Source organism: Lentzea sp. NPDC036949 (genome assembly GCF_055608075.1).
On the sequence record NZ_JBVJRA010000004.1, the window covers coordinates 99,524 to 126,365 of the forward strand.

Below are 26,842 nucleotides of genomic sequence, written 5' to 3' on the forward strand. Positions count from 1 at the left end.
CGCTAGTGGCAGCGCTGTCCCGCGTCATCCCGGCGCAGCGTCATTACGCTGCTGGAATGCCTCGAATCCTGGCGGTGGCCGACGAAGTGGTCGAACAGCTGTGGACCGATCAGGTGCACCAGCACTCGGACGTCGACCTCGTCCTGGCGGCGGGCGACCTGCCGTTCGACTACCTGGAGTTCCTGGCCAACGCCCTGGACAAGCCGCTGGTGTTCGTCCCCGGCAACCACGACGCCGACCTGTCCGGCTACTCGAACGTGCGCGGCCTGTGGACCAAGGCGGGTGTGCCGGTCCGCTGGCCAGGTCCACCCGGTGCGGTGAACGCGGACGAACGCGTGGTCGACGTCGCCGGCCTGCGGATCGCGGGCCTCGGTGGTTCGATCCGCTACAACAGGGGTCCGAACCAGTGGACGGAACGGCAGCAGGCCCGCCGCGCCCGCCGGGTCTCCCGGCTGGCCGGGTGGCGCAGGCTGCGGGACGGACGTGGCGTGGACGTGCTGCTGACCCACTCACCGCCGCTCGGCTGCGGCGACGAGCCCGATGCACCCCACCGCGGCTTCTCCTGCCTGCACGACCTGGTCTCCCGCCTGCAGCCGGGCTTCCTGCTGCACGGCCACATCCACCCGCACGGCGTCCCTCGCCCCGACCGCCTGCTGGGCGGCACGCGCGTGGTCAACGTCGTCGGGCACAAGGTGCTGACGATCCCCGGAGCCCTCGATGAGACGTGACACCGGTTTCCCCCTCGCCGACGCCGAGAACGACTTCACCCGCGCCCGCCGCCGCCAGGTGATGTCCCGCCTGGCGGCCTGGCTGCGCCGCGAGCCGGACGACGTGAACATCATGCTGCCGTTCCACGAGGTCGTGGACGCCCTCGGCATGGTCTCGGAGAAACGCCTCGGCCTGCAGAACATCCGCCTCGACTCGATCGTCGGCAGCGTCGACCGCGGCCGCGACTTCGACCGCCGCTTCCGCCCGACCTCCGGCCGCGTGCGCGAACGCTGGCAACGCCTCGCCCTGGCCGCCCGGCGCGGCGAGAACGTCCCGCCGATCGAGGTGTACCGCATCGGCGAGCTGCACTTCATCATCGACGGCCACCACCGCGTGTCCGTCGCGCACGCCATGGGCCTGTCCACGATCGACGCCTACGTGACGCAGGTGATCACCCGGATCAACGCGGCCGGCATCCGCTACCGCGGCGACCTGATCGTGAAGGACTACCGCCGCCTGTTCCTGGACCGCGTGCCGCTGACCGGGGAGGCCCGTGCGGACGTCGTCCTGTCCGACCCGTGGGACTACGCCGAGCTCGGCGAGTGCGTGGAGGCGTGGGGCTTCCGCCTGTCGCAGGACGAGGGCGAGTTCCTGGACCGCGCCACGGTCGCCCGCCGCTGGTACACCGAGGAGTACCGGCCGGTCGTCGCACTGCTGCGGCAGGCCGACATGATCGGCGACCGCACCGAGGCCGAGGCCTACCTGTGGGTGGCGGCGGAGCGGTACCGCCTGATCAGGACGCACCGCTGGGACCCGGAGGTGATCAACGCCGTCCGCGCGGAGGCACGACCGCCCGGCCGGCCGACGCGCGGGTAGCGGGCTGGGAGTGTGGGGGCGCGGGCGGGGCGTGGGGTGCTGGGTTGCGGGCTAATGGCTTGCGGGCCGGGCGGGTGGCGGGCTGGCGGGTGGCGGGCTGGCGGGTGGCGGGCTGGCGGGTGGCGGGCTGGCGGGCTGGCGGGTGGCGGGCTGGCGGGTCACGGGCTGGCGGTCGCGGCCGAGCACACCGCCAACGCTGCCCGCGTGCCGGACACGGCTCGCGGGCGACGCGGGTCGCGGCCAAGCGGGTCGCGGCCAAGCGGGTCGCGGATGAGGCAGATCGCGGCCCACGCCGACCGCAGACCGGCGCCAACCGCAGACCGGCGCCCGTCGCGGACCGGCGGGACGCGAGCAGGCGGGACGCGGGCAGGCCGTGCGCCGACCACGGCTCACGGGCCGACGCTGATCGCGACCAGCGGGTCGCGGCTGAGGCGGATCGCGGACCGACGCCCGCCGTCACCCGCCCTCTGCCAGCCGCCCCTGCCAGCCGCTCGCTGTCAGCCGCCCACCGTCACCCGCCCACTGCCAGCCGCCCGCCGTCAGCCGCCGAACTCCCGCTCCACCACCTCCGGCCAGGTGCCGTCGGCAAGCCCGCCCGCCATCAGCACGTCCCGCCAGTCGACGTGGCTCAGCTCCACGAGCTTCCTCAGCTGCCCAAGGCTCCCTCCTGCCGCCAGCACCACGGCGGCGTGCACCCGTTCGACGTCCTGGTTGCCGGTTTCGGTGCCGGCCAGCTCCCGCAGGGCTTCGCCCGCTTCCTCGGGGCGGAAGTCGGCTCGCACCCGCGCGGCCACCCGCTCTGACGCGTTCATGACCGCGACGGTAACCGGCAACCAGCGCGGCTGGTCGGTGCGCGACCGTTCGGCCGACCACTCGGCGCGGCACGGCGAACGAACGGCCCGCCGCTGTCATGGGCACGCAGGACCACCCGCCCCGCACCGGGCAGCCGTCGACCGGTCGGCGCGTTCGTCCTGCCGGTCAGCGCGGTGCGACGCGGGGGCTGTCCGCGTCCGGCAGGGGGCGGGCCTGGTCCAGCACCTCGTCGGTGTACTTGTCCAGCAGCCGCGTGCCGATCTGCTGCGCGTAGCCGAAGATGACCGCCCACAGCAGCAGTGCCGCGGCCGAGGGGATGCCGATCAGGCCGCTCGTCACGCCCGCTCCCAGGGCCAGGATGCCGACCACCGCCAGTGCCGCGCCGAGCATGATCTTGATCAGCGCCTGGTAGCCGATCATCACGTACGGCGAGAGCGATGGCCGGCGGCGCAAGAGCAGGACCACGGCGGCCAGCACCGCGCCGAACGCGCCGAGCACCTGCACGAGCCAGACGTCCACTCCGGACGCCTTGGCGGTGCCGCCGGGGCAGACCGTCGGCAGCGCGTTCTCCTTCGGGTCCACGCACAGCGGGATGATGCCCGGCTTCACGATGCTCACGACGCCGAGCACGGTGTTGATGACGAACAGCACCAGTGACGCCGCGATCAGCTTGTTGCGCAACGCCCGCGAGCCCGCGTGGGCGAAGTCCGAGTTGTCGTACGCCGCCCGCAGGGCGTCGACCACGATCGCGCGTTCCACCGCGGGCGTGAACTCCCCCGGCCGCAACGACTCCAGGGCGCGGCGGCGGGGGTCGTCGTCGTCCAGGTACTGCGCCACGCGCGCCTGCAGGCCCGGCAGCCGGCCGAGGAAACCGCGCTCCGCCGAGATCGTCGCCACCTCGGCCTCGTGCAGCGCGCGCCAGGCCCGCTCGATGTACCAGCCCGACCACCACGACGGCACCATGCGCCACCACGGCTCGCGGTCGGTCAGCATCGCCTCCACCACGGCGGCCTGCTCCTCGGCCGTGCGGCGCCAGACGTCGCCCTCCGGGTCGACCGGGTCGGACGGGCCGAGCGCAGCCAGATCCGCGCGGACCCGGTCCAACCGGGACTGCACGACGAGTCGCCAGTCGGTGACTCTGGGTTTGCGATCGGCCATGGACCGATGGTGACAGGCACCACTGACAATTTCCGCAGCCATCCGTGTGACGTGCGGAAACGTCACCCGAGCGCCTCAATCGGTGATCACATGCCCTGGAAGCGGACCGTGACGGCAGGTCCGCGCGGCCGCCGCGGGCTCAGGCGGTCTGCGACGGCTCCACCAGTGCGCGGAGCCGGGGAGGCATCCTCTTCTCCAGCCCGTACGGTTCGAGGTGGGCCTGCAGCACGCCCGTGAACGCCCGCTCCACGGAGGCGGTGTCCCAGTTGTCGCTCTCCAGGATCGGTTGCTTGAAGTACGGCTGCCCCACGATGTGCAGCTGCCTGCCGTTGCACCGCACGACCTGCCCGGTGATGCCCTCGGAACGGTCCGACAGCAGGAACAGCACCAGCGGCGCCACCTTGCCCGGTGTGCGGTCGGCCGGAATGGCGCGCAGGGAACGTTCGGACTTCCACACCATTCGCGTGTGGGCGACGGGACAGACGGCGTTCACGCGGATGCCCTCGGACTCCAGGTCGAGCGCCCACGAGTAGCTCAGCGACGCGACCGCGCCCTTGGTCGCGGAATAGGTGCCGAGTTTGCGCTGGCCGAAGGAGGCGCCGGAGGAAATGTTGATGATCGAGCCGCCGCCGGACCCGCGCATTGCGCGCATGGCGGCGATTCCGACGTAGATGACGCCGAGCACGTTCACCTCGACGACCTCCCGGATGGTCTCCGGGTCGTCCTCCCACGGCAGCGTCTCGTAGTTCAGGCCCGCGTTGTTGACCAGGCCGTCGATGCGGCCGAACTCGTCGACGCACAGGTCCACGATCTTCGCGGCCTCGCTCGGGTCCGCCACCGTGTGGTTGGAGGCGACCGCGCGGCCGCCGTAGCCGCGGATGTGCTCCGCCACGTTCTCGGCCAGGTCACCGTCGTTGTCGTTGACCACCACCGAGGCGCCCGCCAGCGCCGCGTGCATCGCGTAGGCCTCGCCGAGTCCTCGGCCCGCCCCTGTGATGACGACGGCTTTTCCGTCCAGGATCCCCATTGCACGCTCTCTTTCGGTTCTCGGCGGTGGTTCCCCTGACCCCCCTGTGGCCCTGTACCCGCCTTCGACAAGCGTGCGGACCAACCGAAGCGGTGCTCACCACGTTTCGTTGAGGTGACGCTGCCGAGCGCCCAATGGCGCAGCGAGTTCACCCCGGCAGATGACCCCGACTGATCGGCCCGGTGGTACCCCGGGCTTTTGCCCTCACCTGTTCGAGTGACAAATTGCGAGGAAAACACCCAAATGGTCCCCGAAAGCATCGAAAAGGGCCGCCTCCCGCTGGGGGAGGCGGCCCTGAATTCGACAGTTCACCGGTCCGTGTAGGTCAGGTTCTTGCCGCTGGACGGGTCGAAGAGCTGGATCTTGTCGGCGTCGAACCAGATCTCCGCGGGGGAGCCCGCGGTGGCACCCGACGCCGACGACAGCCGCGTGACGAGCGAGATGCCGTCACCCGGCACGTCGTCCGCGCCCATGTCCGCCGCGAGGTCCTGCAGGTCGGCCGAGGTGACCTGCTCGCCCTTGAGGTTGAAGTAGGCGTACTTGTCCGAGCCCATCGACTCCAGCACGTCCACGTTGGACGTGAACTTGCCGCCGGAGGACAGCACCGCGCCGTCCACCAGCGCCGCGTCCTCGAAGTGCTCCGGGCGGATGCCCATGATCACCTCGCGGGGCGCGTCGGCACCCTCCAGCAGCTGCCGCACCCGGTCGGTCAGCGTCACGTCGCCGAGCGCCGAGCGCAGGCCGCCGTTCTCCAGCGACGCCGGCACGAAGTTCATCGACGGCGAGCCGATGAAGCCCGCGACGAAGAGGTTGGCCGGGTTGTCGTAGAGGAACTGCGGCGCGCCGATCTGCTGCACGATCCCGCCGCGCATGACGACGACCCGGTCGCCGAGGGTCATGGCCTCGGTCTGGTCGTGCGTCACGTACACCGTGGTCGTGCCGAGCTGCTTCTGCAGGCGCGACACCGAGGTGCGCATCTGCACGCGCAGCTTGGCGTCCAGGTTGGACAGCGGCTCGTCCATGAGGAACGCCTTGGGGCTGCGCACGATCGCGCGGCCCATGGCCACGCGCTGCCGCTGGCCACCGGACAGGTTGGACGGCTTGCGGTCGAGGTGCTGCGACAGGTCGAGGATCTCCGCGGCCTCCTTGACCTTCTTCTCGACCGTGGCGTTGTCGACCTTGGCCAGCCGCAACGGGAAGGCCATGTTCTCCTTCACCGTCATGTGCGGGTACAGCGCGTAGGACTGGAACACCATCGCGATGTCGCGGTCCTTGGGCGCCTTCTCGTTGACGCGCTGCCCGCCGATGCGCAGCTCGCCGTCGGTGATGTCCTCCAGGCCCGCGATCATGTTGAGCGTGGTGGACTTCCCGCAGCCGGACGGTCCGACCAGGATGATGAACTCGCCGTCGGCGATCTCGAGGTTGACCTCCTGGACGGCCAGCGCGCCGTCGGGGTACCTCTTCGTCACCTTGTCCAGAACGATCTCTGCCATTGGTCAACTCACCCCTTGACGGCGCCGGAGGTCAGGCCGGCGACGATCCGGCGCTGGAAGAACAACACGAAGAGGATGATCGGGATGGTGATCACGACGGCGGCCGCCGCGATCGACCCGGCCGGGTCCTCGAACTGCGAGCTGCCGGTGAAGAACGACAGCGCCACCGGCACGGTCCGCGACTGCTCGGTCGAGGTGAGCGAGATCGCGAAGAGGAAGTCGTTCCAGCAGAAGATGAACACCAGGATCGCCGTCGTGAACACACCCGGCGCGGCCAGCGGCGCGATGACGCGACGGAACGCCTGCCCCGGCGTCGCACCGTCCATCTTGGCCGCCTTCTCGAGCTCCCAGGGGATCTCGCGGAAGAACGCCGACAGGGTGTAGATCGCGAGCGGCAGCGCGAACGTGATGTACGGCAGGATCAGGCCGGGCCACGTGTCGAAGAGGCCGAGCGAGCGCTCGATCTCGAACAACGGCGACACGAGCGAGACCTGCGGGAACATCGCGATCAGCAGCGAGACGCCGACCAGCAGGTTCTTCCCGGGGAAGTCGAGCCGGGCGATGGCGTAGGCGGCCATGGTGCCGAACACCACGGCGATCGCGGTCGCGATGAGCGCGATGCCGATGGAGTTGATCAGCGCCCGCGTGAACTCGGACGTCGAGAAGATGTTGCGGTAGTTCTCCAGACTCCACTCGCGCGGGATGAAGTTGCCGTCCGCCAGCGTCGCCGACGACTTGAACGACAACGACACGATCCACAGCACCGGCAACAGCGCGTAGATCACCACGACGGCGTTGAGCAGGCCCCAGCCGACCTTCTTGCCGGTGGTCTCCGCTCCTCCGATTCCAGCCATCAGCGCTTCCCCCCGTCGTCACTGCCGGGGGCAGCGGTGCCGAAGAGCTTGATGAACACGAACGCGATGATCGCGACCATGATGAAGATCAGCACGGACATGGTCGATCCGATGCCGAGGTTCAAGCCCTTGATCAGGTTGTTGTAGGTCAGCATCGACACCGACGACGTGCCCTGCGAGCCCGCGGTGAGCACGAAGAGGTTGTCGAAGATGCGGAACGCGTCGAGCGTGCGGAACAGCAGTGCCACCAGGATCGCCGGCTTCATGATCGGCACGGTGATCTTGATGAACCGCTGCCACCCGCTCGCGCCGTCCATCGCGGCGGCCTTGAGCAGGTCGTCCGGCACCAGTGCCAGACCGGCCATCAGCAGCAGGGCCATGAACGGCGTGGTCTTCCAGATCTCCGCGAGGCCCACGACCATGAGCGCGGGGATCTTCTCGGTCAGCACCGGCTCACCGCCGAGGGCCTCCGCGAGGTAGCCGGTGCCGGGCGTCCAGGCGAAGCGCCAGGAGAACGCGGCCACGACCGTCACGATGCCGTACGGGATCAACGTCGTCGTGCGGACGATGCCCCGGCCGACCAGCGCGCGGTGCATGATCAGGGCGAGCGACATGCCCAGCACCAGCTCGATCGCGACCGTGACGACGGTCAGCACGACCGTCACCCACACCGCGTTCCACCAGTACGGGCTGCTGAGCACGGCGACGTAGTTGTCGAACCACACCCACTCGGTGCGGTCGGGGAACTTCAGGTCGAACTTCTGCATCGACAGCAGCAGCGAGTAGAGGATCGGCCAGCCGGTCACCGCGACCATGGTGAGCGCGGCCGGCGCGCAGAGCAGCCAGCCGAGCCTGCGCTCGGCCTTCTTGCCCTCGCTGAGCGCCACCTTCTTCTTGGGAGCGACGGGCTCCGCTGTCGCTGCCCCGGTCTTCTCCGCAGTCGCGTGGCTCACGGCAGCACCCCCTTGGAGTCGAGTGCGTCCTGGAGTTCCTGGCGCAGCCGGTCACCGGTCGCCTTGGGGTCGATGCTCGCCGGCGGCGACAGGACCGTGGCGATCACGGTCGACGCGTTCTGGTAGGCGGGCGTGCGCGGCCGCACACTCGCGTTCTTCAGCGTCTCCTTGATGGTGTCGCGCATCGGGTACGCCTCGGCCATCTCGGGCTCGTCGTAGACGGCCTCGATGGTCGGCGGCACACCGTCCTTGAGCGCGGCGAGCTTCTGGTTCTCCGCGCTGCGCAGGCACAGCACCGCCTCGAACGACTCGTCCGGGTGCCTGGTGTACGCGCTGACGGCGAAGTTGATGCCACCGACGGTGACCTTCGACTTGTCACCGCCGAACGCGGGGTACGGCGCCCACTTGAAGTTCTTCGCGAAGTCCGGCTTCTTCTGCGCCGCCGCGTAGACGTACGGCCAGTTGAGCTGGAACGCGGCGTTGCCGTTCTCCATGGCCAGGCGCGCGTTGTCCTCCGCGGCGTTGGAGAACGACGGGTCGATCGCCTTGGACGTGGCGAGCTTCTTCAGCGCCGCCAACGCTTCCACGGCCTTGTCGTCGACCACGGCCTTGGTGCCGCTCTCGTCGATGATCTTGCCACCGTTGGAGTTGACCAAGGTGTTGTACAGCACGACGAGCCCCTCGTACTGCTTGCCCTGCCCCACGATCCGGCCGGGTTTGCCCCGTGCGACCAGGTCCTCGGCCATCGTGATCATCTCGTCCCACGTCGTCGGCGCCTTCGGCACGAGGTCCGAGCGGTACCAGAGGAGCTGGACGTTCGTGTTGTCCGGGGCCGCGTAGAGCTTGCCCTCGTAGGTGGCGGTCTCCAGCGGCGTCCTCAGCGTGCCGCTCTCCACCTGCGACTTGACGGACCCGGTGAACTCCTTGAGCCAGCCCGCCTCCGCGAGCTCGGCCGTCCACGTGACGTCAAGACCGAGGACGTCCATGCTGTCGTCCTCGGCGGCGAGTCTGCGCACCATCTGCTCGCGCTGACCGTCCGCTTCCCGCGGCAGCTTGTTGTAGACGATCTTGTAGCGCCCCGCGGCCTTGGCATTGCAGTTGTCGACGATCGCCTGGAAGTTCTCCTGGGGGTATTTGTAGACGTTGACGGTGATGCCGTCGTCGCTCGACCCGCACGCCGTGACGGTTGATGCCGCGAGCAACGCGACCCCCACACCGGCGGCGAGTCGATGGCGTCGGTTCGCACCCATCGGCCCTGCCTCCTTCCCGACTGCACGGAGGAGCCAGACCGCAATGCCCGGCACCTCGTCGTGCCACCGGCCGCACCCGGCGGACCGGTGCACCGAACCTAGGCCTGGTGATCAGGAGCCGCAACCAAGAGAGGCAACGATTCAGAACCAATAGCTGTTCTTCATGTCTCAACAGCTAGGGGTTTGAAGGGCGCATGGCCAGCCTGGCCAGCAGGTCACGGCCCTTCTCCGCCGATTTCGGGTGGCACAGCACGTCGTACCGCCCTGCCACCAGCTGGCTCGCCGACTGGAAGTCCCGCTTGCCCCGCGCCGACCCGTAGCCGACCGCGGCGAACACGAGCCCGAAGAACACACCGGTGATCAGACCCGTGAGCACCGGCCCGACCGTCACCCCCGGTTCCGGGCTGAAGAGGGTCAGCAGCAGGCCGACGAACAGACCGAACCACGCACCGCTGGCGGCACCGGTCATGAGGACGCGCCCCCAGGTGAGCTTCCCGGTGACCCGCTCGACCAGCATCAGGTCCACGCCGACGATCGTCACGTCCTGCACCGGGAAGTCCTCGAGCGCCAGGAAGTCGACCGCCCGCTGCGCCTCCTCGTAGGTGGCGTACGACCCGACCGGCCACCCCGTCGGCGGCGTGGGCAGGCGTGGCGGGACACCGGGTCGGTTCGGGTTGGCGAACGGACTCGTCACAGGGGACCACCTCTGTCGGACGCGCTGATCGTCCCATCCTGCCAGTGCCCGGTGCGCCGTGCTGAGACGCCTACGGGTGTTTTGCCGGATTGCTCCACTGACCACGACGCCCACAGCGCGCTACTCGAACCAGACGACGAACCTGTGCTCCCCCGTGATCGACTTTCCGTCGACGACCACCTTCACGACTCCTCCTGATTCGAAGGACGCCCTGCTACCTCGCCGAGGACGACCGTGAGCTCGTCAGCGACGACCACCGCCCGCACGAGCACCGATCCGACCGAGAGCTCCACACCGGTCGTCTTACCGTTCTCGACCACCAGCGAGATGTCCTCGACCCGACGTCCTACGAGTTCTCGGTAGTCCCCCTCGGACGACACGTCGAAGGCGGTCCACTTCCCCGAGCGGGCCACGAAGTCCTGGTTCTCGGGGGACAGCGGACCAGCGAACGGGTCAGCCCATTCACCGGTGGACAGGCGGAGCGACTCACCATCGGAGCCCGACTCGAAGAGGAGGACCGCACCGTTCTCCAGGGTGAGCTCGATCGGTCCCTCCTCGGCCTCGCGGTGGCCGCCGGGACGCACGTAGTTGACGCGTCTGACCTTGGCGATCGCACTGCCCAGCAACTCATCGAGCCGTCCGACAAACATAGAAGCTTCTCCGGTGATGATCCGACGACTGCCCACACGATCCGTGGGCCACTTGCCGCCCTCGAACTTAGGCGAAGACCAGCCCGAACCGGTGCACGAACGCACGGTGGGCGCGCGCGTAGGCGTCCTTGCCCGCCCCCACCCGCTCCCGCTCCTCCTCGATCACCGCGGCGGCCTTGCCGAGGTCGCCGTCGACGACGTGGGTGATCGCCAGCGTGCGCGGCCGGTCGAAGCCGAGCAGCGAGCGGTCAGCGCCGGGTGGTCACCGCGGCCGCGGGAGGCAGGGTGTGCGGGGGTTCGTCGGTGACCCAGGCGTACTCGATGGCGGACAACCGGCCGTTGGCGACCCACAGCAGCAGTTCGCCGATGTGCTCGCCGTTCGAGTGCACCTCGGCGCTGACCGGCAGCACGCCGTCGGGCACGTCAGCAGCGGGGCCGGAGGTGTCGAGGTCGAGGCTGGCCGATCCGTCGTACCACGGTGCGCGCACCTGGACGTGGTCGAGCTGGGCGTGCAGGCCGGGGAAGTCGGTGAGCAGGAGAGCCAGCAGTTCGCGTTCGGACGGGGCCAGTGGGCGCGGGTGGGCCGGGAGGTGGCGCAGGAGCTCGGCGGCGAGCAGGCGGAGCTCGGCCCACTGCGCGGCAGTGGCCAGTGAGGTGACGTGCCACACCGGGCCGGGACCGCTCATCGTCTCCAGCAGGGTGTCGATGCGGTCGACGAACGGGCCGGCGGCCGGCGGGACCGGGTGCCGGCGGACGTCGTCGAACTCCAGGGCGAGCTCGTCGGTGGACGGAGCGGTGCCGATCGACTCCAGATGAGCGCGCTGGGCGGAGGCGGGCAGGGCGAGGCGGCGGGTCGGGCCGGCCAGGGGGTGCGTCATGAGGTCACCAGAGCATCGTCGAACGTGTGGTTCGAGTGTGGACCTGCGGGCAACCGGGTTTCAGTGCGGCACGGGCGGAGGAACGTCGTCAGCTCCGGCGGCACCTCGTCGAGGTGTTCGGTGAGCTGCAACAGGATCCGGCCACCGCCGAGGTGTTCGACGGCACGACGGGGTGCGGTGGCGAGAACCCGTTGCACGCCAACGAGCGCGGCGACCTGGCGCAGTCCCGGTGCGGGCCGGACGGGGAGCGTCAGGGGCCACTCCCGTGAAAGAGCGACCCCCAACGGGCTAACCCCGGCTCTGGTACTCCCGCAGCAGACCCCGGGAGATGATCGTCTTCTGGATCTCCGAGGTGCCCTCGCCGATCAGCAGGAACGGCGCCTCGCGCATCAGGCGCTCGATCTCGTACTCCTTGGAGTAGCCGTAGCCGCCGTGGATGCGGAACGCCTCCTGCGTCACCTCCGCGCAGTACTCCGAGGCGATGAGCTTGGCCATGCCGGCCTCGACGTCGTTGCGCTGACCGGAGTCCTTCAGGCGCGCCGCGTTGACCATCATCAGGTGCGCCGCCTCGACCTTGGTGGCCATCTCGGCGAGCTTGAACGCGATGGCCTGGTGCTCGGCGATGGCCTTGCCGAACGTCCTGCGCTGCTGCGAGTACTCGATCGCGAGCTCGAAGGCGCGGAGCGCGATGCCGCACGCGCGGGCGGCCACGTTCACGCGGCCCACCTCGACGCCGTCCATCATGTGCCGGAAGCCCTGGCCGGTGGCGCCGCCGAGGACCTGGTCGGCGGAGATCTCGAAGCCGTCGAACACCATCTCGGTGGTGTCGACGCCCTTGTAGCCCATCTTGTCGATCTTGCCGGGGATCGTGAGGCCGGGCAGGACCTCCCCGTAGCCCTCCGGCTTCTCCACCAGGAACGTCGTGAGGTTCTGGTGCGGCTTGTCCGCGCCCTCGTCGGTCTTCACGAGCACGGCGGTCAGGTTCGACGTGCCGCCGTTGGTCAGCCACATCTTCTGGCCGTTGATCGTGTAGCCGTCCGCGCCCTTGACGGCCTTCGTGCGGATCGCGGCCACGTCCGAGCCCAGCTCGGGCTCCGACATCGAGAACGAGCCGCGCACCTCGCCCGCGGCCATTCGCGGCAGGTACTTCTCCTTCTGCTCCTGCGTGCCGTGCTGCTTGAGCATGTGCGCCACGATGAAGTGGGTGTTGATGACACCGGAGACGCTCATCCAGCCGCGCGCGATCTGCTCGACGACGAGCGCGTAGGTCAGCAGCGACTCGCCGAGCCCGCCGAACTCCTCCGGGATCGTCAGGCCGAACAGGCCCATCTCCTTCATGCCCTCGACGATGTCGGCGGGGTAGGTGTCGCCGTGCTCCAGCGCCTGCGCGTGCGGGATGATCTCCTTGTCCACGAACGTGCGAACGGTCGCGAGGATTTCTTCCTGGATGTCCGTGAGACCCGCGGTCTGGGCGAGGCGCGCCATCGCACTTCCCTTCCGAAGCAAGAGTTACCGGCGAGTATGGACCGGTTAACGCTCGTTCGCGACCGTGGTGTGCTCTCCGCAACACAGCCATGGCGGCTGTACCGAAACAGCTTCCCCAACAGGTGTGATCGCGCACCCATGCGCGGCGAATGAACAGTGCGGACTTAAGATCCCGCCTCACCACACCTAGGGGGACCAGCGATGACCTACGACCCGTACAACCCGAAGCAGGACCCGTACGGCCAGCAGCCCGGCCAGCCCTACGGCCAGCAACCCGGCCCGTACGGCGCGCAGCCGATGTACGGCTACGGCTACCCGCCGCCCGTGCCGAAGCCGCAGACGAACGCGATCCTCGCGCTCGTGCTGTCCTGCGTGGGCATCGCGACCTGCGGCGTGACGTCCATCATCGGCGTCATCTTCGGCCACATCGCGATGGGGCGGATCAAGCGGGGCGAGGAGGACGGCCGTGGCCTGGCGCTCGCGGGCCTCATCGTCGGGTACCTGGTCATCGCCGGTTACCTGCTGTACTTCGCGATCGTCATCATCGCGATCATCGCGGCGGCCAAGCAGGGCAGCACGTACTAGCGGTGAGCTCAGCCCGCGAGGGCGATCTCCAGCGCACCACCGCAGTGGCGGCACACGTCGGCGAACACGTGGACGTCGGCATCGCATCCAGGGCAGCTGCGGAAGCTGCGCTCGAGCAGGTCGTCCTCGCGGCGCTTGAAGAGCCGCAGGCGCCTGCCCGCCTTGCCGTTACTCGAACGTGACATGCCCCAGAGCATGCACCCGCACCGGGGCGAGATCGCAAACCCCGGTCACGGATTGTGCGTCACCTCACCCGTTTTGAACGCAACCCGTGACGGTCGGCCACGTCCAGTGACATCAGGGGTGAAATGGCGCACAACCCGTGACGGAACTCAGTCCTCCGGGGGCGTCCACACGTTCGCACGCGACATGCCCGCGGCGCGTCCCTTGCCGGAGATCACGAGCGCCATCTTCCGCGACGCCTCGTCGATCATCTCGTCGCCGAGCATCACGGCGCCGCGCTTCCCGCCCGCCTCGGACGTGTAGTACTCGTAGGCGTCGAGGATGTTCTCGGCGTGGTCGTAGTCGTCCTGCTTGGGGCTGAAGACCTCGTTGGCCGCCTCGATCTGGCCGGGGTGCAGCACCCACTTGCCGTCGAAGCCCAGTGCCGCGGACCGGCCGGCGACGCGCTTGTAGCCCTCGACGTCGCGGATCTGCAGGTACGGGCCGTCGATGGCCTGCTTGTCGTGGGCGCGCGCGGCCATCAGGATCCGCATCAGGATGTAGTGGTAGGCGTCGCCCACGTCGTAGCCGGGCGGCTGCTCGCCGACGACCAGCGACTTCATGTTGATCGACGCCATGAAGTCCGCGGGGCCGAAGATGATCGTCTCGACGCGCGGGGACGCGGTGGCGATCGCGTTGACGTTGTTGAGACCCAGGGCGTTCTCGATCTGCGCCTCGATGCCGATCTTGCCGACCTCGTGGCCCATGGTCTTCTCGATCTGGGTGAGCAGGAGGTCGAGTGCCACGACCTGCTCCGGCGTCTGGACCTTCGGCAGCATGATGCAGTCGAGGTTCGCGCCCGCGCCCTCGACGACCTCGGTGACGTCGCGGTAGGTCCACTCCGTCGTCCAGTCGTTGACGCGCACGACGCGGGCCTTGCCGTCCCAGCCGCCCTCGTTGAGGGACGCGACGATGGTCTTGCGGGCGTCCGGCTTGGCCAGGGGCGCGCAGGCGTCCTCCAGGTCCAGGAACACCTGGTCCGCCGGCAGCGTGCGGGCCTTGTCGATCATCTTCTGGCTCGAGCCGGGGACCGCCAGACACGAGCGACGGGGACGCTGCTGGTCGACCACTGGAGTACCTCCTCGTACCGGCCGGTAACTATGTGGGCCACAGTGGCACGCATCGCTGCGGGGCGCATGTCCGCTGAGTCCCGTCTCACAGCCCCTGGCAGTCTGAACCGGTGGAGATCACGCGCATCCTCGACGCGGCGCTGCGGAAAGCGGCCGCCGTGTGGATCACCTCACCCGGCCGCGAACCGAAGCTGGTGCACGCCCACTGGCGCGACGACGCGTTGTGGGTGATCACCGGCGGCACGGAACAGCAGGTGCCCGGACTGGCCGACGGCGCCGAGGTCACCGTCACCGTCCGCTCCCCCAGCACGCACTCGCACCTCGTCGACGCGCAGGCCACAGCCCGGCTCGTGGAACCGGACGACGAGACGGCCCAGGCGCTGAAGACCGCGCGGCTCAACACGAAACCCGAGTGGGACGCGGTGTACCGGCTGGAGTTCGGCGCGTGATCACCGTGCCGGAGGGCTTCGGGCTCGAGCTCGGCGAGGGCGCGCCGGAGTGGGTCGCGAAGCTGCCTTCACTGGCCACGAAGGCGTGCGCGCGCTGGCGGCTCACCCCGGACGGCGCGCTGATGAACGGGTTCTGCGCCGTAGTGCTCCCGGTGCGCCGGCCGGACGGGCACCCGGCCGTGCTGAAGCTGACGTGGGTCGACCGCGAGACCGAGCACGAGCCGATCGCGTTGCGGCTCTACGACGGCAACGGCGCGGTCCGGTTGCTCGGCCACGACGCGGAACTCGGCGCGTTGCTGCTGGAACGCCTCGACCAGCACTCGCTCGACGACGAACCGACCGACCTCGCCGTCGGCGTGATCGGCGACCTGCTGCGCCGCCACCGGCACCTCGAAGCGCCCGCGGGCTTCCGCCGGTTCACGGACACGCTGAAGGAGCACCCGGCCGTTCCCCGCAGGCTGCTCGACGCGGCCGGGGAAGCGGGCACCCGGCCGATGGGCACGACGCTCGTCAACGAGGACCTGCACTACCGGAACGTGCTGCGCGGCGACCGGGAACCGTGGCTCGTGATCGACCCGAAGCCGCTGTCCGGTGACCCCGAGTACTGCATGATCCCGTTGCTGTGGAACAGGTTCGGCGAGCTGGACGGGCGCAGGGGGCTGACCGGCCGGTTCCTCGCGCTGTGCGACGCGGGCGAGCTGGACGTGGCGAAGGCCCGCGACTGGACGTTGCAGCGCGCGGTGGCGAACTGGATCTGGTGCCTGGAGGAGGACCTGCCGGACCAAGCGGCCATCTGCGCCGAGATCGCCGAGTGGGCGGTCAGGTCCTGATCTAGGCTCGCTGTCGTGGTGGCTGTGAACAGGGTCTACATCGCGCAGTTGGCCGGACTCCCCGTCTTCGGCCCCGATGGCGAACCCATCGGCAAGGCCAGGGACGTCGTGATCAGCCTCCGCATCGACCGGCAGCCACCGCGGGTGCTCGGCATGGTCGTCGAGCTCGCCACCCGCCGGCGGATCTTCGTGCCGATGCTGCGGGTCACCACGGTCGAGCCGAACGCGGTGACGCTCGCGACCGGGTCGGTGAACCTGCGGCCGTTCCACCAGCGGGTCAACGAGGTCCTGGTGATCGGCGAGGTGCTGGACGCCACGGTGGAGCTGGAGGACGGTTCGTCCGCGACCGTCACCGACGCCGCGATGGAGCTGACCCGCACCCGTGACTGGCGGATGGTCAAGGTCGCGGTCCGCCGGCGCTCCGGACGCCTCGGCCGGCGCGGACCGGTGCAGGTGTGGCGGTGGGAGGACGTCAGCGGTCTGAGCGTGAACCAGCTCGCCGGCCAGCCGCAGGGTGCGCAGCAGCTCGTCGCGGTGTTCGAGGGCATGCGCGCGGCCGACGTGGCCCACGCCCTCCACGAGCTGCCGCCCAAGCGCCGCCACGAGGTCGCGGACGCCCTCGACGACGAACGGCTCGCGGACGTCATCGAAGAACTGTCCGAAGAGGACCAGAAGGACGTCCTGTCGCACCTGGACGAGGAACGCGCCGCGGACGTCCTGGAGGCGATGAACCCGGACGACGCGGCCGACCTGCTCGCCGAGCTGTCCGAGGTGACGAAGGACCGGCTGCTCGACCTCATGGAACCCGAGGAGTCCGAACCGGTCCGCCGCCTGCTGGAGTACTCGTTCGACACCGCGGGCGGTCTGATGACGCCGGAACCGATCATCCTGACGCCGGACGCGACGATCGCGGAGGCGCTGGCACGGGTGCGCAACCCCGACCTCACGCCGGCGCTGGCGTCGATGGTCTTCGTCTGCCGCTCCCCCTCCGCGACGCCGACGGGCCGCTACCTCGGCTGCGTGCACATCCAGCGGCTGCTGCGCGAACCACCGTTCGACCTCGTCGCCGGCGTGCTCGACACCGACCTGGCCCGGTTGTCGCCGAACGCCTCGCTGAGCGACGTGACCCGTTACTTCGCCACCTACAACCTGGTGTGCGCACCGGTGATCGACGACACCGAGCACCTGCTCGGCGCGGTCACCGTCGACGACGTGCTGGACCACCTGCTGCCGGACAACTGGCGCGAGACGGGACTGAGCCATGCCTGAAGTACTGCCCCGCCGCAGGCTCGACCAGCCGCGCGAACCGAGGGGTTTCCGGTTCTCGATCGACCCCGACACGTTCGGACAGCTCTCCGAGCGGCTCGCGCGCTTCCTCGGCACCGGCAAGTTCCTGTTCTGGCAGACGCTGATCGTCGTCGTCTGGATCACGGTGAACCTCGTCGCGGTGTCGTTGCGGTGGGACCCGTACCCGTTCATCCTGCTGAACCTGGCGTTCTCGACCCAGGCCGCCTACGCCGCACCGCTGATCCTGCTCGCGCAGAACCGGCAGGACGACCGGGACCGGGTGTCGCTGGAGGAGGACCGCAAGCGGGCGGCGCAGACGAAGGCGGACACCGAGTACCTGGCGCGCGAACTGGCCGCGGTGCGACTGGCCCTCGGCGAGGTGGCGACGCGCGACTTCATCCGCGGTGAGCTGGAGAAGCTGGTGAAGGAGCAGGACAACCGCAAGAAGGTCAGGCCGTGACGACCGACCGGGACCAGCCGCTGCTCACGGCCTGACGTGCCCGGCCTCGACCAGGTCGGCCAGCACGTCGTGGATCGCGGGTGCCGTCTCGGCGTGCGCGCGGTACTCGTCGCGGGTGACGTAGGTGAGCTCGGCGATCTCGCTCGTCGGCTGCGGTGTGCCGAGCAGCTCCGCCGTGAAGCAGGTCATGTCGACGATCGCGCCCTCTCCCTCGCCGTACGCGGGGGCGACGTAGCGCTGAAGGACCTCGGGGCGGTCGAGGTCGATGCCGAGCTCCTCGCGGACCTCCCTGCGCAGCGCCTCGGCCGGGGTCTCGCCGGGTTCGATCTTGCCGCCGGGGAGGTAGAAGGCCTTCTTGTTGCGTGAGCGCACAACGAGGAGGCGGCCGGCCTCGACGTGCACGAGTCCCACGACGGTGATCACGGGAAGACGTCGTCCGCGGCCAGCCGGTCGCAGGTGCGTCCGAAGGCCTCCAGCTCACCGGGTCCGAAGCTCTCGCCGAAGTGCTCGGCGACGCCCGCCAGGTGGGTGGTGGAGGCGCTGCGGAGGCGTTCGGCACCGAGCGGTGTGAGCACGGCCACGATGCCGCGTCCGTCACCGTCGGCGCGTTCCCGCCCGACGAGCCCCGCGCGTTCCAGCCGGTCCACGAGCCGGGTCACGCCGGAGCGGGACAGCAGGACGGCGTCGGCGAGCTCGGTCATGCGCATGCGCGTGGAGGGCGACTCGGCCAGTTGAACCAGCACGTCGTACGCCGCGAGAGAAAGGCGCTGCTCAGCAATCAGTTCGGTCTCGAGGACCCGCGTGATCCGTGCATGCGCGCGGAGGAACGATCGCCACACCCCGAGCTCGACGCGGGTGGGCAATCGGGAACTACCCGATTCCGGCACGGACGTCGATGTTACGGACAGCGCTCCTCCCGCTACGACCTGGGCCTGCGCTGGAAAGTGACCGGCCGGTAGGACGGGCGTGAACCGGACGTAGCATGGATCGGTGACCACCACGCAGCCCCTCCCCACCGCGGAGGACGTCCGCAAGGCGCTCTCCGGTGTGCAGGACCCCGAAATCCGCCGTCCGATCACCGAGATCGGCATGGTCAAGGACGTCGAGGTGGCCGCGGACGGCTCGGTCGTGGTCGGGGTCTACCTGACGGTCGCCGGCTGCCCGATGCGCGACAAGATCACCGCCGACGTCACCGCGGCCGTGTCCGCGCTGGAAGGCGTCTCGTCGGTGCGCGTCGACCTCGACGTGATGAGCGACGCCCAGCGCACCGAGCTGCGCAAGACCCTGCGCGGCGGCACCGAGGAACCGGTCATCCCGTTCGCCCAGCCCGGCTCGCTGACCCGCGTGTACTGCGTCGCGTCCGGCAAGGGCGGTGTCGGCAAGTCCTCGGTCACCGTGAACCTGGCCGTCGCCATGGCCGCGCGCGGCCTGTCCGTCGGCATCGTCGACGCCGACATCTACGGCCACTCGATCCCCCGCATGCTCGGCGCGGACGGCCGTCCCACCCAGGTCGAGAAGATGATCATGCCGCCGCAGGCGCACGGCGTGAAGGTCATCTCGATCGGCATGTTCACCCCCGGCAACACCCCGGTGGTGTGGCGCGGCCCGATGCTGCACCGCGCGCTGCAGCAGTTCCTGGCCGACGTGTTCTGGGGCGACCTCGACGTCCTGCTCCTCGACCTCCCGCCGGGCACCGGTGACGTGGCCATCTCCGTGGCCCAGCTCGTGCCGAACGCCGAGATCCTGGTCGTCACGACCCCGCAGACCGCCGCCGCCGAGGTGGCCGAACGCGCCGGTTCCATCGCGTTGCAGACCCGGCAGCGGGTCGCGGGCGTGATCGAGAACATGTCGTGGCTGGAGATGCCCGACGGCTCCCGCATGGAGGTCTTCGGCGCGGGCGGCGGTGCGGCCGTCGCCGAGTCGCTGACCCGTGCGGTGGGCTCCGACGTGCCGTTGCTCGGCCAGATCCCGTTGGACCCGCGGCTGCGGGAGAACGGTGACGCGGGCACCCCGATCGTGCAGGCCGTGCCGGACTCGGCGGCCGCGCAGGTCCTCACCGAGGTGGCGACGAAGCTTTCGGTCCGCTCCCGCGGCCTGGCCGGCCGCCTGCTGAACGTCTCGCCCGCCGGGCGGTAGCAGAACGAGGACGAGGGGCCCCGCGTCACCGGACCGGTGACGCGGGGCCCCTCGTTCGTTCTCGGGTCAGGTGGCGTCCGGGTCGAACGGCGGGCGTTCGCCGGGGGCCAGAGGGCGCTGCTCAGGGGTGGGAGGAGTGGGCGGCGTCGGGTAGCCGTTCGCCTTCGTCGTCGGCTCCGGGTCGTCGAAGAGGTGCTTCGTCACCGCGCGCTTCGGATCGAAGTTGCGCAGCTCCCGCAGGTCCTCCAGGGGTTTGCGGAGCTGTTCGAACTCCGGGCCCATCTCCTGCTTGAGCTGCTCGCGTGCGCCGGTCGCGTACTCACGGACCTGGCGGACCGTCTTGCCCAGCCAGGCCGCCGCGGACGGCAGGCGTTCGGGGCCCAGGATGAAGAGACCCGCGACGACGATGATGAGGATCTCGACCCATCCGATGCTGTCGAACACGGGTCCCAGCCTACTTGTCAGTCGGACTTGAGCGTGACGTCGATTTTCAGCTCACGGCCCTGCCGCGCCAGCACGACCTGCACGGTTTCGCCGATTTCGTGTTCCCTGACCGCTACGACCAGTTCGGCGGCGTTGCGGACCATCCGGTCGCCGACCTTCGTGATGACGTCGCCCTCCTGGATGCCGGCGGTGGCCGCGGCCCCACCGGCGGGGACGTTCTGCACCTGGGCGCCCTCGGAGGTCTCGGCGGAGACCGACTTGACGTTGACGTTCATGTCGGCGTGCTTGACCGAGCCGCTGCGGATGAGCTCCTGGCCGATCTTGCGGGCCTGGTTGCCGGAGATGGCGAAGCCGAGGCCGACCGAACCGCCGGTCTCGGTGCGGATCGACGAGTTGATGCCGACGAGGGCACCGCGCGAGTCGACCAGTGCGCCACCGGAGTTGCCGGGGTTGATGGCCGCGTCGGTCTGGATGGCGTCGTAGGTGACCTGGGGGCCGCCGTTCTCGCCCGCGGCGGTCACGGGGCGGTGCAGCGCGGAGACGATGCCCTCGGTGACGGTGTTCGACAACTGCAGCGGCGAACCGACGGCGATCACGGAGTCACCGACCTGGAGCTCGTCGGAGTTGCCGAACTGCAGCACCGTCGGGTTCGTCACCTCGACCTTGATGACGGCGAGGTCGGTCTTCGGGTCGCGGCCCACGACGCGGGCCGCGGCGCGGGTGCCGTCGGTGAACACGGCGCTCAGCTTCGCCGAGGAGTCCGCGGCGGCGGGGGCGACGACGTGGTCGTTGGTGAGGATGTAGCCGCCGCTCTCGATGACGACGCCGGAACCGACGCCCGCGACGTTCGCACCCTTGAACTCGATGGAGACGACGCTCGGGGTCACGCGCTTGGCGATGTCGGACACCGAGCCGGCCGGGCGTTCCTTGCCCTCCGAGACCTCGGCGAGGGTGACCGTCGAGTCGGTCAGCGGGTTGCCGGCGCGCCCGATCAGCCAGCCGACGAGGCCGCCGACGGAACCGACCAACAGGGCGGCGACCATCAGCAGGGCGAGGGCGGTGGGCTTCACGCGGCGGCCGAACAGCAGCTCGGGGACGCTCAGCTGGGGACCGGGCTCCTGGGCCTTCTCCGGCTCTCCCGGCGGGTCCTCGCCCACGGCGGGCGGGCCGATGACGGCACCGGCGGCGGGGTCGCGCCACGGGTCGGCGGCGGGCTTGCCGTCCCAGAAGACCGGGTCGACGTCGGGGTCGGGCGTGCTGTGCGGCTGGTGGCCGGGCGGGCGCTGCAACAGCTCACCGGAGCCCTGGCGGCCGAACGCGGTGGCCAGCGACTCGGGTGGCGGTGGCGCGGACTGCACCTGGGGAACCTGCACGGTGCGCGCGGCGAACGCGCCGTCGACACCGGCGGGGCGGCCGAAGGCGGTGGCGTGGGTGGGGTCGACCGGCGGCTGCACGAGCGGTCGCGGGCGCAGCCTGCGGTGTGCTCCGTCGTCCACTCCGGACACAGGTGTGGGCGTCTGGCCGTTGGGCGACTGCTGGCTCATCTCTCCCCGAGTTTTCCGCTAGGAGTGCTGAACCACAGCCTGCCTGACGAGCGGTGAAATAGCTGTCAGCGGGTGCCGACGAGCGCGCCGGTCAGGTCTTGGTGGATCAAGGGCGCCGGCTGCGCGGGCAGCTTCGGCTCGCCGTCCGGGGTGGCGAACGCGAGCGCGCCGAGCAGCATGCCGCTCACGACGACGCCCGCTCCCTGGCGGGCCCTGCGGCCGGTGAACCAGCCCTGGCTGCCCAGCGGCTTGGACGACCCCAGCACGGGACCGGAGCCGAACGCGGGCTTGTCGGTGCGCTGAACGGCGACGAACTGGCCGTCCTCGGTGATCGCGAGCCCGTCCGGTGCGGACGGCAGCTCGACCTCCTGCGGGATGGCGCCGAGCCGGTCGAGCAGCGAGGCCGACGCCGTGGGCGCCGACGCGGTGCGCACGGCTGCGCGCGCCTGCTGCTGCGTGTAGGTCTCGAACGCGCAGAAGCCGCAGCGCTGGATGTGCGCAGAGGCTCGCTCGTGTGCGACCGAGGACAGCTCTCCGTCCACGAACGCGACCACGGCATCCGGCAACAGGTGCTGCTCAGGCAGGCTCCAACCACGGAGGTCGGTCATGCAGAGTCCTCCAGCAACGATTCCCGACGACGGCGTTCCAAAGCGACCTTCAGGGCCTGGCGGCCCCGGTGGATCCTGCTCCTCACGGTACCCATCTTCACCCCGAGAGTGGCGCCGATCTCCTCGTAGGAGAGTCCTTCCACGTCACAGAGCACGACGGCGGCCCTGAACTCCGGGGGGAGCTCGTCGAGCGCGGCCTGCAGGTCCGGGTCGAGGTGGTTCTCGTCGTAGATCTCCTCGGGGGACAGGTCGTCACCCTCGAGGCGGTCGTTGTCCTCGGGCAGCGCCTCCATGCGCACGCGGCTGCGCCGGCGTGCCATGTCCAGGAAGAGGTTGGTGGTGATGCGGTGCAGCCACCCCTCGAAGGTGCCCGGCTTGTACGACGCCAGGGAGCGGAAGACGCGGATGAACGTCTCCTGCGTGAGGTCCTCGGCGTCGTGCTGGTTGCCGGTCAGGCGGTACGCGAGCCGGTAGACCCTGTCCGCGTGCTCGCGGACAATGCTGTCCCACGAGGGCGGCGTCCAGTCGGCCGTCTCGATGGGCGCGACGGCCTCCGGCGAACTCGACTGCGTGCGCATCAGGTGTTTCGGCACCTCCATGTGGGCCGCCCGGCGACCCTTGTGCGGCTCAACGGACGGCGGGTCCGGCTTGTTCCCGACCAGAGCCTGGCTTCTTGCCCCTGTACCTTCTCCCGCGCGGTTTAAACGATCGTGAGAGCTGGCTGAGAGCACCCTGAGAATCTCGGTTCGGGCGGCGTTCACCCGTTTTGGGCACAAGTGGCACTAGCCTTCGTCCTTGTGACACCGGAATCGGCCCTGCGGGAGTACGTCGAGCAGTACCTCCCCGAGGACGACGTGCACCTCGCCGCGCGCGCACGCGGTGAGGAACTGGGCTGCGTGCCCATCGGCGCGGGTGGCGGAGCCGCTCTCAGGTTCCTCGCGGCCGCCCTGCAGGCGAAGGCCGTCGTCGAGATCGGCACCGGCGCCGGCACCAGCGGCCTCTACCTGCTGTCGGGGATGCCGAGGTCCGGCGTGCTGACGTCCATCGACGTCGCCCCCGAACACCAGCGCGCCGCCCGCGAGGCGTACGCCGCCGCCGGCATCTCACCGTCGCGGACCCGCCTGATCATGGGCAAGGCCCTGGAGGTCCTCCCCCGTCTCACCGACGCGGCCTACGACCTCGTCTTCGTCGACGCGTACAAGCCCGAGTACCCGCAGTACCTCGAACACGGGGTGCGGATGCTGCGGCCCGGCGGCGTCATCGCGTTCGACAACGTCCTCTGGCACGGCAAGGTCGTCGACCCGAAGGTCAAGGACGAGTCGACCCTGGCCATGCGCGAGATCGCGCGCTCGTGCCGGGAGGACCCGCGCCTCGTTCCAGTCATCCTGCCGCTGGGCGACGGCCTCCTGGTCGCCGCCCGCCGCCCCTAGGACGGTCACGCGGGGCCCCCACGTGCCCTCCAGGGGAACGCGGGACTCCCGCATGCCTTTTTGGAAGGGGACGCGGGGCCCTTTCGTGCGCTCCTGTCGCACGCGGGGACCTTTCGTGCGATCCGCGCGTGCGCGGGTTATCGGCGCATGCAAGGGGTGTGTAAGAGAAGAAGGGTGTGGGGCTAGTAAGCGCGGACGCCCTTGCCTAGGACTGTGACGCCGCCTGCTGAGACGGTGTAGCGCTCACGGTCCATCGGGGCGTCCACGCCGATCAGCGCACCGTCGGGCACCACGACGTTCTTGTCCAGGATCGCCCGCCGGACCACCGCGCCCTTGCCGATCCGCACGCCCGGCAGCAGCACCGAGCCCTGCACGACCGAGCCGACCTCGACCACCACGTCCGACGAGATCACCGAGCCGTGGATCTTGCCGGAGATGATCGCGCCGGGGCCGACCATCGAGTCCTCAGCGGACCCTCCCGCGATGAACTTGGCCGGCGGCAGCGGCGGCGTCGCCGTGCGGATGGGCCACAGCTGGTTGTAGAGGTTGAAGATCGGGTGGACGGAGACCAGGTCCATGTGGGCGTCGTAGTAGGCGTCGATCGTTCCCACGTCGCGCCAGTAGCCGCGGTCGCGGTCCGTTGCGCCCGGCACCTCGTTGTCCTGGAAGTCGTAGACGTGCGCTTTGCCGCGGTCGACGAGCATCGGGATGATGTCGCCGCCCATGTCGTGGTCGGAGTCCGGGTTCAACGCGTCCCCGCGCAGCGCGTCGAGCAGCGCCTCGGTCGTGAAGACGTAGTTGCCCATCGACGCGAACGTCACGTCCGGGTCGTCCGGCACGTGCGGCGGCTCCGACGGCTTCTCCAGGAAGCGGGTGATCTTGCCGGAGGCGTCGGAGTCGATGCAGCCGAACGCCTTGGCCTCGGTCCGCGGCACGCGGATGCCGGCGACGGTCACCGCGGCACCCGACTCGACGTGCTGCGAGATCATCTGGCCGGGGTCCATCCGGTACACGTGGTCCGCGCCGAAGATCACGACGTGGTCCGGCTTCTCGTCGTGGACGAGGTTCAGCGACTGGAAGATCGCGTCGGCCGAGCCGGTGTACCAGCGCGGGCCCAGGCGTTGCTGGGCCGGGACCGGCGTCACGTACTGACCGAGCACATTGGACAGGCGCCACGTCGTCGAGATGTGGCGGTCCAGTGAGTGCGATTTGTACTGCGTCAGCACGCAGAGCTTCGCGAGCCCGGCGTTGACCAGGTTCGACAGCACGAAGTCGACCAGCCGGTAGTTGCCCCCGAAGGGCACGGCCGGTTTCGCGCGGTCTGCCGTCAGTGGCCACAGGCGCTTGCCTTCACCACCGGCAAGCACAATTCCGAGGACGTGCGGCTGCCCCTTCACAACACGTGACCCTATCCGGGCGATCGTCCGCGAACCAGACGCAAAGCAGTTCGTCCCACCGTGTCGCGCTGTGATCTACGGTGGGTGCGTGCGAGTTGCGCTCATGACGCGGGAGTACCCGCCGGAGGTCTACGGCGGCGCTGGTGTGCACGTGGGATTCCTCGTGCCGCACCTCAGAGAGCTGGTCGATGTCGACGTGCATTGTTTCGGGGCGCCCAGGGGAGACGCCACGGCGCACAACCCTCCCCATTCTTTGGAGCACGCAAACGCGGCGTTGACCACACTTGCCGTCGACCTCGAAATGGCGGCGGCGGTGTCCACGGCGAACCTCGTGCACTCGCACACCTGGTACGCCAACATGGGCGGCCACCTCGCGAAGCTGCTGCACGGGGTGCCGCACGTGGTGACCGCGCATTCGCTGGAGCCGCGCCGGCCGTGGAAGGCCGAACAGCTCGGCGGCGGGTACCGGATCTCGTCGTGGGCGGAACGCACCGCCTACGAGCACGCCGACGCGGTCATCGCGGTGAGCGAGGGTATGCGCGCGGACGTCCTGGACGCCTACCCGGCGCTGGACCCCGCGAAGGTCCACGTCGTCCGCAACGGGATCGACTCCGTCGCCTACCACCCGGTCTCCGAGACGGACGCCCTGACGTCCCGTGGGATCGATCCCACGAAGCCGATCGTCGCTTTCGTGGGGAGGATCACCCGGCAGAAGGGCGTCGGGCACCTCGTCGCCGCTGCGCACCAGATCTCGCCGGAGGCGCAGATCGTGCTGTGCGCGGGCGCGCCGGACACCCCGGAGATCGCCGAGGAGACCCGGCTCGCGGTGAGCGAGCTCGCGGCGGCACGCGAGGGCGTGTTCTGGATCCAGAAGATGCTGCAGCCCGCGGAGGTCCGGCAGATCCTCAGCCACGCGACGGTGTTCGTGTGCCCGTCGGTCTACGAGCCGCTCGGCATCGTGAACCTGGAGGCGATGGCGTGCGGCACGGCGGTCGTGGCCTCCGACGTCGGCGGCATCCCCGAGGTCGTCGCGGACGGTGAGACCGGGCTCCTGGTTCACTACGACGAGCACGACCCGTCGACCTACCGGCTGCAGTTGAGTGAGGCGATCAACTCGCTCATCGCCGACCCGGAGCGGGCCAAGCGGTTCGGCGCGGCTGGCCGCAAGCGGGCTGAGCAGGAATTCTCCTGGGCCGCGATGGCGGAGCAGACGGTCGAGGTCTACCGCAGTGTGATTTGAGCCACACACGTCCGGGGCAACCCTGAAGTGTGAACGCCGCCTTTAACCAGTAGTGACTTTTGGTTCCAACTGGTGAGGGGCGCGAGGACTGTGCGTTGTGCGGTGCTGGGTCTGGCGGTCGTCCTGGCGGCGGCCGGATGTGCGTCAGCACCGAAGGCGGCCCCGCCCGCTCCCACGCTCACGGTCGACGGCAAGAAGCTCGCCGGCGCCTCCGACCTGCAGTCGGAGGCCGAGGCGCAGATCTCGTTCACGCTGGAGTACGGCTACGTGGCACGGGCGGGTGCCGCGGCGGTCAGCTGCT

Annotated in this window: 31 protein-coding genes; 11 read left to right on the forward strand and 20 right to left on the reverse strand. The window is 69.7% G+C overall.

All coding sequences use genetic code 11. The features are described from left to right. The first annotated feature begins 56 nt into the window (after positions 1-56). Both ACZ7CD_RS12865 and ACZ7CD_RS12870 read left to right on the forward strand, forming a co-directional pair. On the forward strand, positions 57-728 hold the full coding sequence (locus tag ACZ7CD_RS12865) for a metallophosphoesterase family protein (protein WP_470378936.1): 672 nt from the start codon (positions 57-59) through the stop codon (positions 726-728). Further along, positions 718-1,584, forward strand: a complete 867-nt coding sequence (locus ACZ7CD_RS12870; protein WP_360386279.1) for a ParB N-terminal domain-containing protein — start codon at positions 718-720, stop codon at positions 1,582-1,584. The genes ACZ7CD_RS12865 and ACZ7CD_RS12870 overlap by 11 nt, the downstream gene beginning before the upstream one ends. 539 nt (positions 1,585-2,123) lie before the next feature. Here the strand turns inward: ACZ7CD_RS12870 and ACZ7CD_RS12875 are convergent. The 10 genes from ACZ7CD_RS12875 to ACZ7CD_RS12920 form a co-directional block, all read right to left on the reverse strand. Further along, positions 2,124-2,396 carry a hypothetical protein gene (locus ACZ7CD_RS12875; protein ID WP_360386276.1) on the reverse strand — a complete coding sequence of 91 codons (273 nt, stop codon included), beginning with the start codon at positions 2,394-2,396 and terminating at the stop codon, positions 2,124-2,126. Between the two features lie 166 nt (positions 2,397-2,562). Beyond that, entirely contained in the window at positions 2,563-3,555 is a 993-nt protein-coding gene (locus tag ACZ7CD_RS12880; RefSeq protein WP_360386274.1) for a hypothetical protein, read from the reverse strand. Positions 3,556-3,694: 139 nt separating this feature from the next. Further along, positions 3,695-4,582 (reverse strand): SDR family NAD(P)-dependent oxidoreductase, encoded by an 888-nt coding sequence (locus ACZ7CD_RS12885; protein WP_360386271.1) that lies wholly within the window; start codon positions 4,580-4,582, stop codon positions 3,695-3,697. Positions 4,583-4,890: 308 nt separating this feature from the next. Then, positions 4,891-6,075 (reverse strand): ABC transporter ATP-binding protein, encoded by a 1,185-nt coding sequence (locus ACZ7CD_RS12890; protein ID WP_360386268.1) that lies wholly within the window; start codon positions 6,073-6,075, stop codon positions 4,891-4,893. Between the two features lie 8 nt (positions 6,076-6,083). Beyond that, positions 6,084-6,929, reverse strand: a complete 846-nt coding sequence (locus tag ACZ7CD_RS12895; RefSeq protein WP_360386265.1) for a carbohydrate ABC transporter permease — start codon at positions 6,927-6,929, stop codon at positions 6,084-6,086. Further along, positions 6,929-7,882 carry a carbohydrate ABC transporter permease gene (locus ACZ7CD_RS12900; RefSeq protein WP_360386262.1) on the reverse strand — a complete coding sequence of 318 codons (954 nt, stop codon included), beginning with the start codon at positions 7,880-7,882 and terminating at the stop codon, positions 6,929-6,931. Before ACZ7CD_RS12900 ends, ACZ7CD_RS12895 begins: the two co-directional genes overlap by 1 nt. Further along, complete coding sequence (locus ACZ7CD_RS12905) at positions 7,879-9,132, reverse strand: ABC transporter substrate-binding protein (RefSeq protein WP_470378937.1); 1,254 nt, start codon at positions 9,130-9,132, stop codon at positions 7,879-7,881. Before ACZ7CD_RS12905 ends, ACZ7CD_RS12900 begins: the two co-directional genes overlap by 4 nt. 175 nt (positions 9,133-9,307) lie before the next feature. Continuing rightward, positions 9,308-9,826, reverse strand: coding sequence for a YflT domain-containing protein (locus ACZ7CD_RS12910; protein ID WP_360386258.1), 519 nt, complete (start codon positions 9,824-9,826; stop codon positions 9,308-9,310). A gap of 182 nt (positions 9,827-10,008) precedes the next feature. Continuing rightward, a complete protein-coding gene (locus tag ACZ7CD_RS12915; protein WP_470378938.1) occupies positions 10,009-10,512 on the reverse strand; it encodes a hypothetical protein in 504 nt (167 codons plus the stop codon). Positions 10,513-10,724: 212 nt separating this feature from the next. Beyond that, positions 10,725-11,354, reverse strand: a complete 630-nt coding sequence (locus ACZ7CD_RS12920) for a hypothetical protein (protein WP_360386250.1) — start codon at positions 11,352-11,354, stop codon at positions 10,725-10,727. A gap of 26 nt (positions 11,355-11,380) precedes the next feature. Here ACZ7CD_RS12920 and ACZ7CD_RS12925 point away from each other — a divergent pair, with 26 nt between their 5' ends. After that, positions 11,381-11,623 (forward strand): hypothetical protein, encoded by a 243-nt coding sequence (locus ACZ7CD_RS12925; RefSeq protein WP_360386248.1) that lies wholly within the window; start codon positions 11,381-11,383, stop codon positions 11,621-11,623. A gap of 19 nt (positions 11,624-11,642) precedes the next feature. On the opposite strand, the gene ACZ7CD_RS12930 is transcribed toward ACZ7CD_RS12925, so the two are convergent. Further along, entirely contained in the window at positions 11,643-12,839 is a 1,197-nt protein-coding gene (locus ACZ7CD_RS12930; RefSeq protein ID WP_360386246.1) for an acyl-CoA dehydrogenase family protein, read from the reverse strand. Between the two features lie 201 nt (positions 12,840-13,040). Between ACZ7CD_RS12930 and ACZ7CD_RS12935 the strand changes: the two genes are divergently transcribed. Beyond that, positions 13,041-13,424: a DUF4190 domain-containing protein gene (locus ACZ7CD_RS12935; protein ID WP_458429294.1), complete on the forward strand. Its 384-nt coding sequence runs from the start codon at positions 13,041-13,043 to the stop codon at positions 13,422-13,424. An 8-nt stretch (positions 13,425-13,432) separates the two neighbouring features. Here ACZ7CD_RS12935 and ACZ7CD_RS12940 read toward each other — a convergent pair whose 3' ends face one another. Then, positions 13,433-13,609: a hypothetical protein gene (locus ACZ7CD_RS12940; RefSeq protein WP_360386241.1), complete on the reverse strand. Its 177-nt coding sequence runs from the start codon at positions 13,607-13,609 to the stop codon at positions 13,433-13,435. A gap of 147 nt (positions 13,610-13,756) precedes the next feature. Beyond that, entirely contained in the window at positions 13,757-14,716 is a 960-nt protein-coding gene (locus tag ACZ7CD_RS12945; RefSeq protein WP_360386239.1) for an HpcH/HpaI aldolase/citrate lyase family protein, read from the reverse strand. Between the two features lie 110 nt (positions 14,717-14,826). Between ACZ7CD_RS12945 and ACZ7CD_RS12950 the strand changes: the two genes are divergently transcribed. The 4 genes from ACZ7CD_RS12950 to ACZ7CD_RS12965 are packed head-to-tail and all read left to right on the forward strand — an operon-like array spanning position 14,827 to position 17,742. Next, positions 14,827-15,165 (forward strand): hypothetical protein, encoded by a 339-nt coding sequence (locus tag ACZ7CD_RS12950; RefSeq protein ID WP_360386237.1) that lies wholly within the window; start codon positions 14,827-14,829, stop codon positions 15,163-15,165. Continuing rightward, positions 15,162-15,995, forward strand: a complete 834-nt coding sequence (locus tag ACZ7CD_RS12955; RefSeq protein WP_470378939.1) for an aminoglycoside phosphotransferase family protein — start codon at positions 15,162-15,164, stop codon at positions 15,993-15,995. Before ACZ7CD_RS12950 ends, ACZ7CD_RS12955 begins: the two co-directional genes overlap by 4 nt. A 15-nt stretch (positions 15,996-16,010) precedes the next feature. Continuing rightward, positions 16,011-17,264 (forward strand): magnesium transporter MgtE N-terminal domain-containing protein, encoded by a 1,254-nt coding sequence (locus ACZ7CD_RS12960; RefSeq protein ID WP_360386232.1) that lies wholly within the window; start codon positions 16,011-16,013, stop codon positions 17,262-17,264. Then, positions 17,257-17,742: a DUF1003 domain-containing protein gene (locus tag ACZ7CD_RS12965; protein ID WP_360386229.1), complete on the forward strand. Its 486-nt coding sequence runs from the start codon at positions 17,257-17,259 to the stop codon at positions 17,740-17,742. The genes ACZ7CD_RS12960 and ACZ7CD_RS12965 overlap by 8 nt, the downstream gene beginning before the upstream one ends. A gap of 24 nt (positions 17,743-17,766) precedes the next feature. Here ACZ7CD_RS12965 and ACZ7CD_RS12970 read toward each other — a convergent pair whose 3' ends face one another. Both ACZ7CD_RS12970 and ACZ7CD_RS12975 read right to left on the reverse strand, forming a co-directional pair. Then, positions 17,767-18,165: an NUDIX hydrolase gene (locus tag ACZ7CD_RS12970; protein ID WP_470378940.1), complete on the reverse strand. Its 399-nt coding sequence runs from the start codon at positions 18,163-18,165 to the stop codon at positions 17,767-17,769. Then, a complete protein-coding gene (locus ACZ7CD_RS12975; RefSeq protein ID WP_360386224.1) occupies positions 18,162-18,629 on the reverse strand; it encodes a MarR family winged helix-turn-helix transcriptional regulator in 468 nt (155 codons plus the stop codon). Before ACZ7CD_RS12975 ends, ACZ7CD_RS12970 begins: the two co-directional genes overlap by 4 nt. Before the next feature lie 103 nt (positions 18,630-18,732). On the opposite strand from ACZ7CD_RS12975, the gene ACZ7CD_RS12980 reads away from it, so the two are divergent. Continuing rightward, positions 18,733-19,878 (forward strand): Mrp/NBP35 family ATP-binding protein, encoded by a 1,146-nt coding sequence (locus ACZ7CD_RS12980; RefSeq protein ID WP_360386221.1) that lies wholly within the window; start codon positions 18,733-18,735, stop codon positions 19,876-19,878. A gap of 66 nt (positions 19,879-19,944) precedes the next feature. Here ACZ7CD_RS12980 and tatB read toward each other — a convergent pair whose 3' ends face one another. The 4 genes from tatB to sigE form a co-directional block, all read right to left on the reverse strand. Next, positions 19,945-20,322, reverse strand: coding sequence for a Sec-independent protein translocase protein TatB (tatB, locus tag ACZ7CD_RS12985; protein WP_360386219.1), 378 nt, complete (start codon positions 20,320-20,322; stop codon positions 19,945-19,947). A gap of 17 nt (positions 20,323-20,339) precedes the next feature. Further along, positions 20,340-21,866 carry a S1C family serine protease gene (locus tag ACZ7CD_RS12990; RefSeq protein ID WP_360386217.1) on the reverse strand — a complete coding sequence of 509 codons (1,527 nt, stop codon included), beginning with the start codon at positions 21,864-21,866 and terminating at the stop codon, positions 20,340-20,342. 65 nt (positions 21,867-21,931) lie between these two features. After that, positions 21,932-22,474 carry an anti-sigma factor gene (locus tag ACZ7CD_RS12995; protein WP_360386214.1) on the reverse strand — a complete coding sequence of 181 codons (543 nt, stop codon included), beginning with the start codon at positions 22,472-22,474 and terminating at the stop codon, positions 21,932-21,934. Then, a complete protein-coding gene (sigE, locus tag ACZ7CD_RS13000; RefSeq protein WP_045312713.1) occupies positions 22,471-23,073 on the reverse strand; it encodes an RNA polymerase sigma factor SigE in 603 nt (200 codons plus the stop codon). The genes ACZ7CD_RS12995 and sigE overlap by 4 nt, the downstream gene beginning before the upstream one ends. A gap of 198 nt (positions 23,074-23,271) precedes the next feature. On the opposite strand from sigE, the gene ACZ7CD_RS13005 reads away from it, so the two are divergent. After that, on the forward strand, positions 23,272-23,904 hold the full coding sequence (locus ACZ7CD_RS13005) for an O-methyltransferase (protein ID WP_360386211.1): 633 nt from the start codon (positions 23,272-23,274) through the stop codon (positions 23,902-23,904). A gap of 182 nt (positions 23,905-24,086) precedes the next feature. Here ACZ7CD_RS13005 and glgC read toward each other — a convergent pair whose 3' ends face one another. Then, the gene (gene glgC, locus ACZ7CD_RS13010; protein ID WP_360386208.1) at positions 24,087-25,301 is read right to left on the reverse strand and encodes a glucose-1-phosphate adenylyltransferase; all 1,215 of its coding nucleotides are present in this window, start codon (positions 25,299-25,301) and stop codon (positions 24,087-24,089) included. An 88-nt stretch (positions 25,302-25,389) separates the two neighbouring features. On the opposite strand from glgC, the gene glgA reads away from it, so the two are divergent. After that, the gene (gene glgA / locus ACZ7CD_RS13015) at positions 25,390-26,541 is read left to right on the forward strand and encodes a glycogen synthase (RefSeq protein WP_470378941.1); all 1,152 of its coding nucleotides are present in this window, start codon (positions 25,390-25,392) and stop codon (positions 26,539-26,541) included. Positions 26,542-26,842: the final 301 nt, after the last annotated feature.

Coding starts and splice junctions, on each gene's coding strand:
- ACZ7CD_RS12865 (WP_470378936.1), top strand. CDS start 57: ATGCCTCGAATCCTGGCGGTGGCCGACGAAGTGGTCGAACAGCTGTGG.
- ACZ7CD_RS12870 (WP_360386279.1), top strand. CDS start 718: ATGAGACGTGACACCGGTTTCCCCCTCGCCGACGCCGAGAACGACTTC.
- ACZ7CD_RS12875 (WP_360386276.1), bottom strand. CDS start 2,396: ATGAACGCGTCAGAGCGGGTGGCCGCGCGGGTGCGAGCCGACTTCCGC.
- ACZ7CD_RS12880 (WP_360386274.1), bottom strand. CDS start 3,555: ATGGCCGATCGCAAACCCAGAGTCACCGACTGGCGACTCGTCGTGCAG.
- ACZ7CD_RS12885 (WP_360386271.1), bottom strand. CDS start 4,582: ATGGGGATCCTGGACGGAAAAGCCGTCGTCATCACAGGGGCGGGCCGA.
- ACZ7CD_RS12890 (WP_360386268.1), bottom strand. CDS start 6,075: ATGGCAGAGATCGTTCTGGACAAGGTGACGAAGAGGTACCCCGACGGC.
- ACZ7CD_RS12895 (WP_360386265.1), bottom strand. CDS start 6,929: ATGGCTGGAATCGGAGGAGCGGAGACCACCGGCAAGAAGGTCGGCTGG.
- ACZ7CD_RS12905 (WP_470378937.1), bottom strand. CDS start 9,132: ATGGGTGCGAACCGACGCCATCGACTCGCCGCCGGTGTGGGGGTCGCG.
- ACZ7CD_RS12920 (WP_360386250.1), bottom strand. CDS start 11,354: ATGACGCACCCCCTGGCCGGCCCGACCCGCCGCCTCGCCCTGCCCGCC.
- ACZ7CD_RS12930 (WP_360386246.1), bottom strand. CDS start 12,839: ATGGCGCGCCTCGCCCAGACCGCGGGTCTCACGGACATCCAGGAAGAA.
- ACZ7CD_RS12935 (WP_458429294.1), top strand. CDS start 13,041: ATGACCTACGACCCGTACAACCCGAAGCAGGACCCGTACGGCCAGCAG.
- ACZ7CD_RS12940 (WP_360386241.1), bottom strand. CDS start 13,609: ATGTCACGTTCGAGTAACGGCAAGGCGGGCAGGCGCCTGCGGCTCTTC.
- ACZ7CD_RS12965 (WP_360386229.1), top strand. CDS start 17,257: ATGCCTGAAGTACTGCCCCGCCGCAGGCTCGACCAGCCGCGCGAACCG.
- ACZ7CD_RS12990 (WP_360386217.1), bottom strand. CDS start 21,866: ATGAGCCAGCAGTCGCCCAACGGCCAGACGCCCACACCTGTGTCCGGA.
- ACZ7CD_RS12995 (WP_360386214.1), bottom strand. CDS start 22,474: ATGACCGACCTCCGTGGTTGGAGCCTGCCTGAGCAGCACCTGTTGCCG.
- sigE (WP_045312713.1), bottom strand. CDS start 23,073: ATGGAGGTGCCGAAACACCTGATGCGCACGCAGTCGAGTTCGCCGGAG.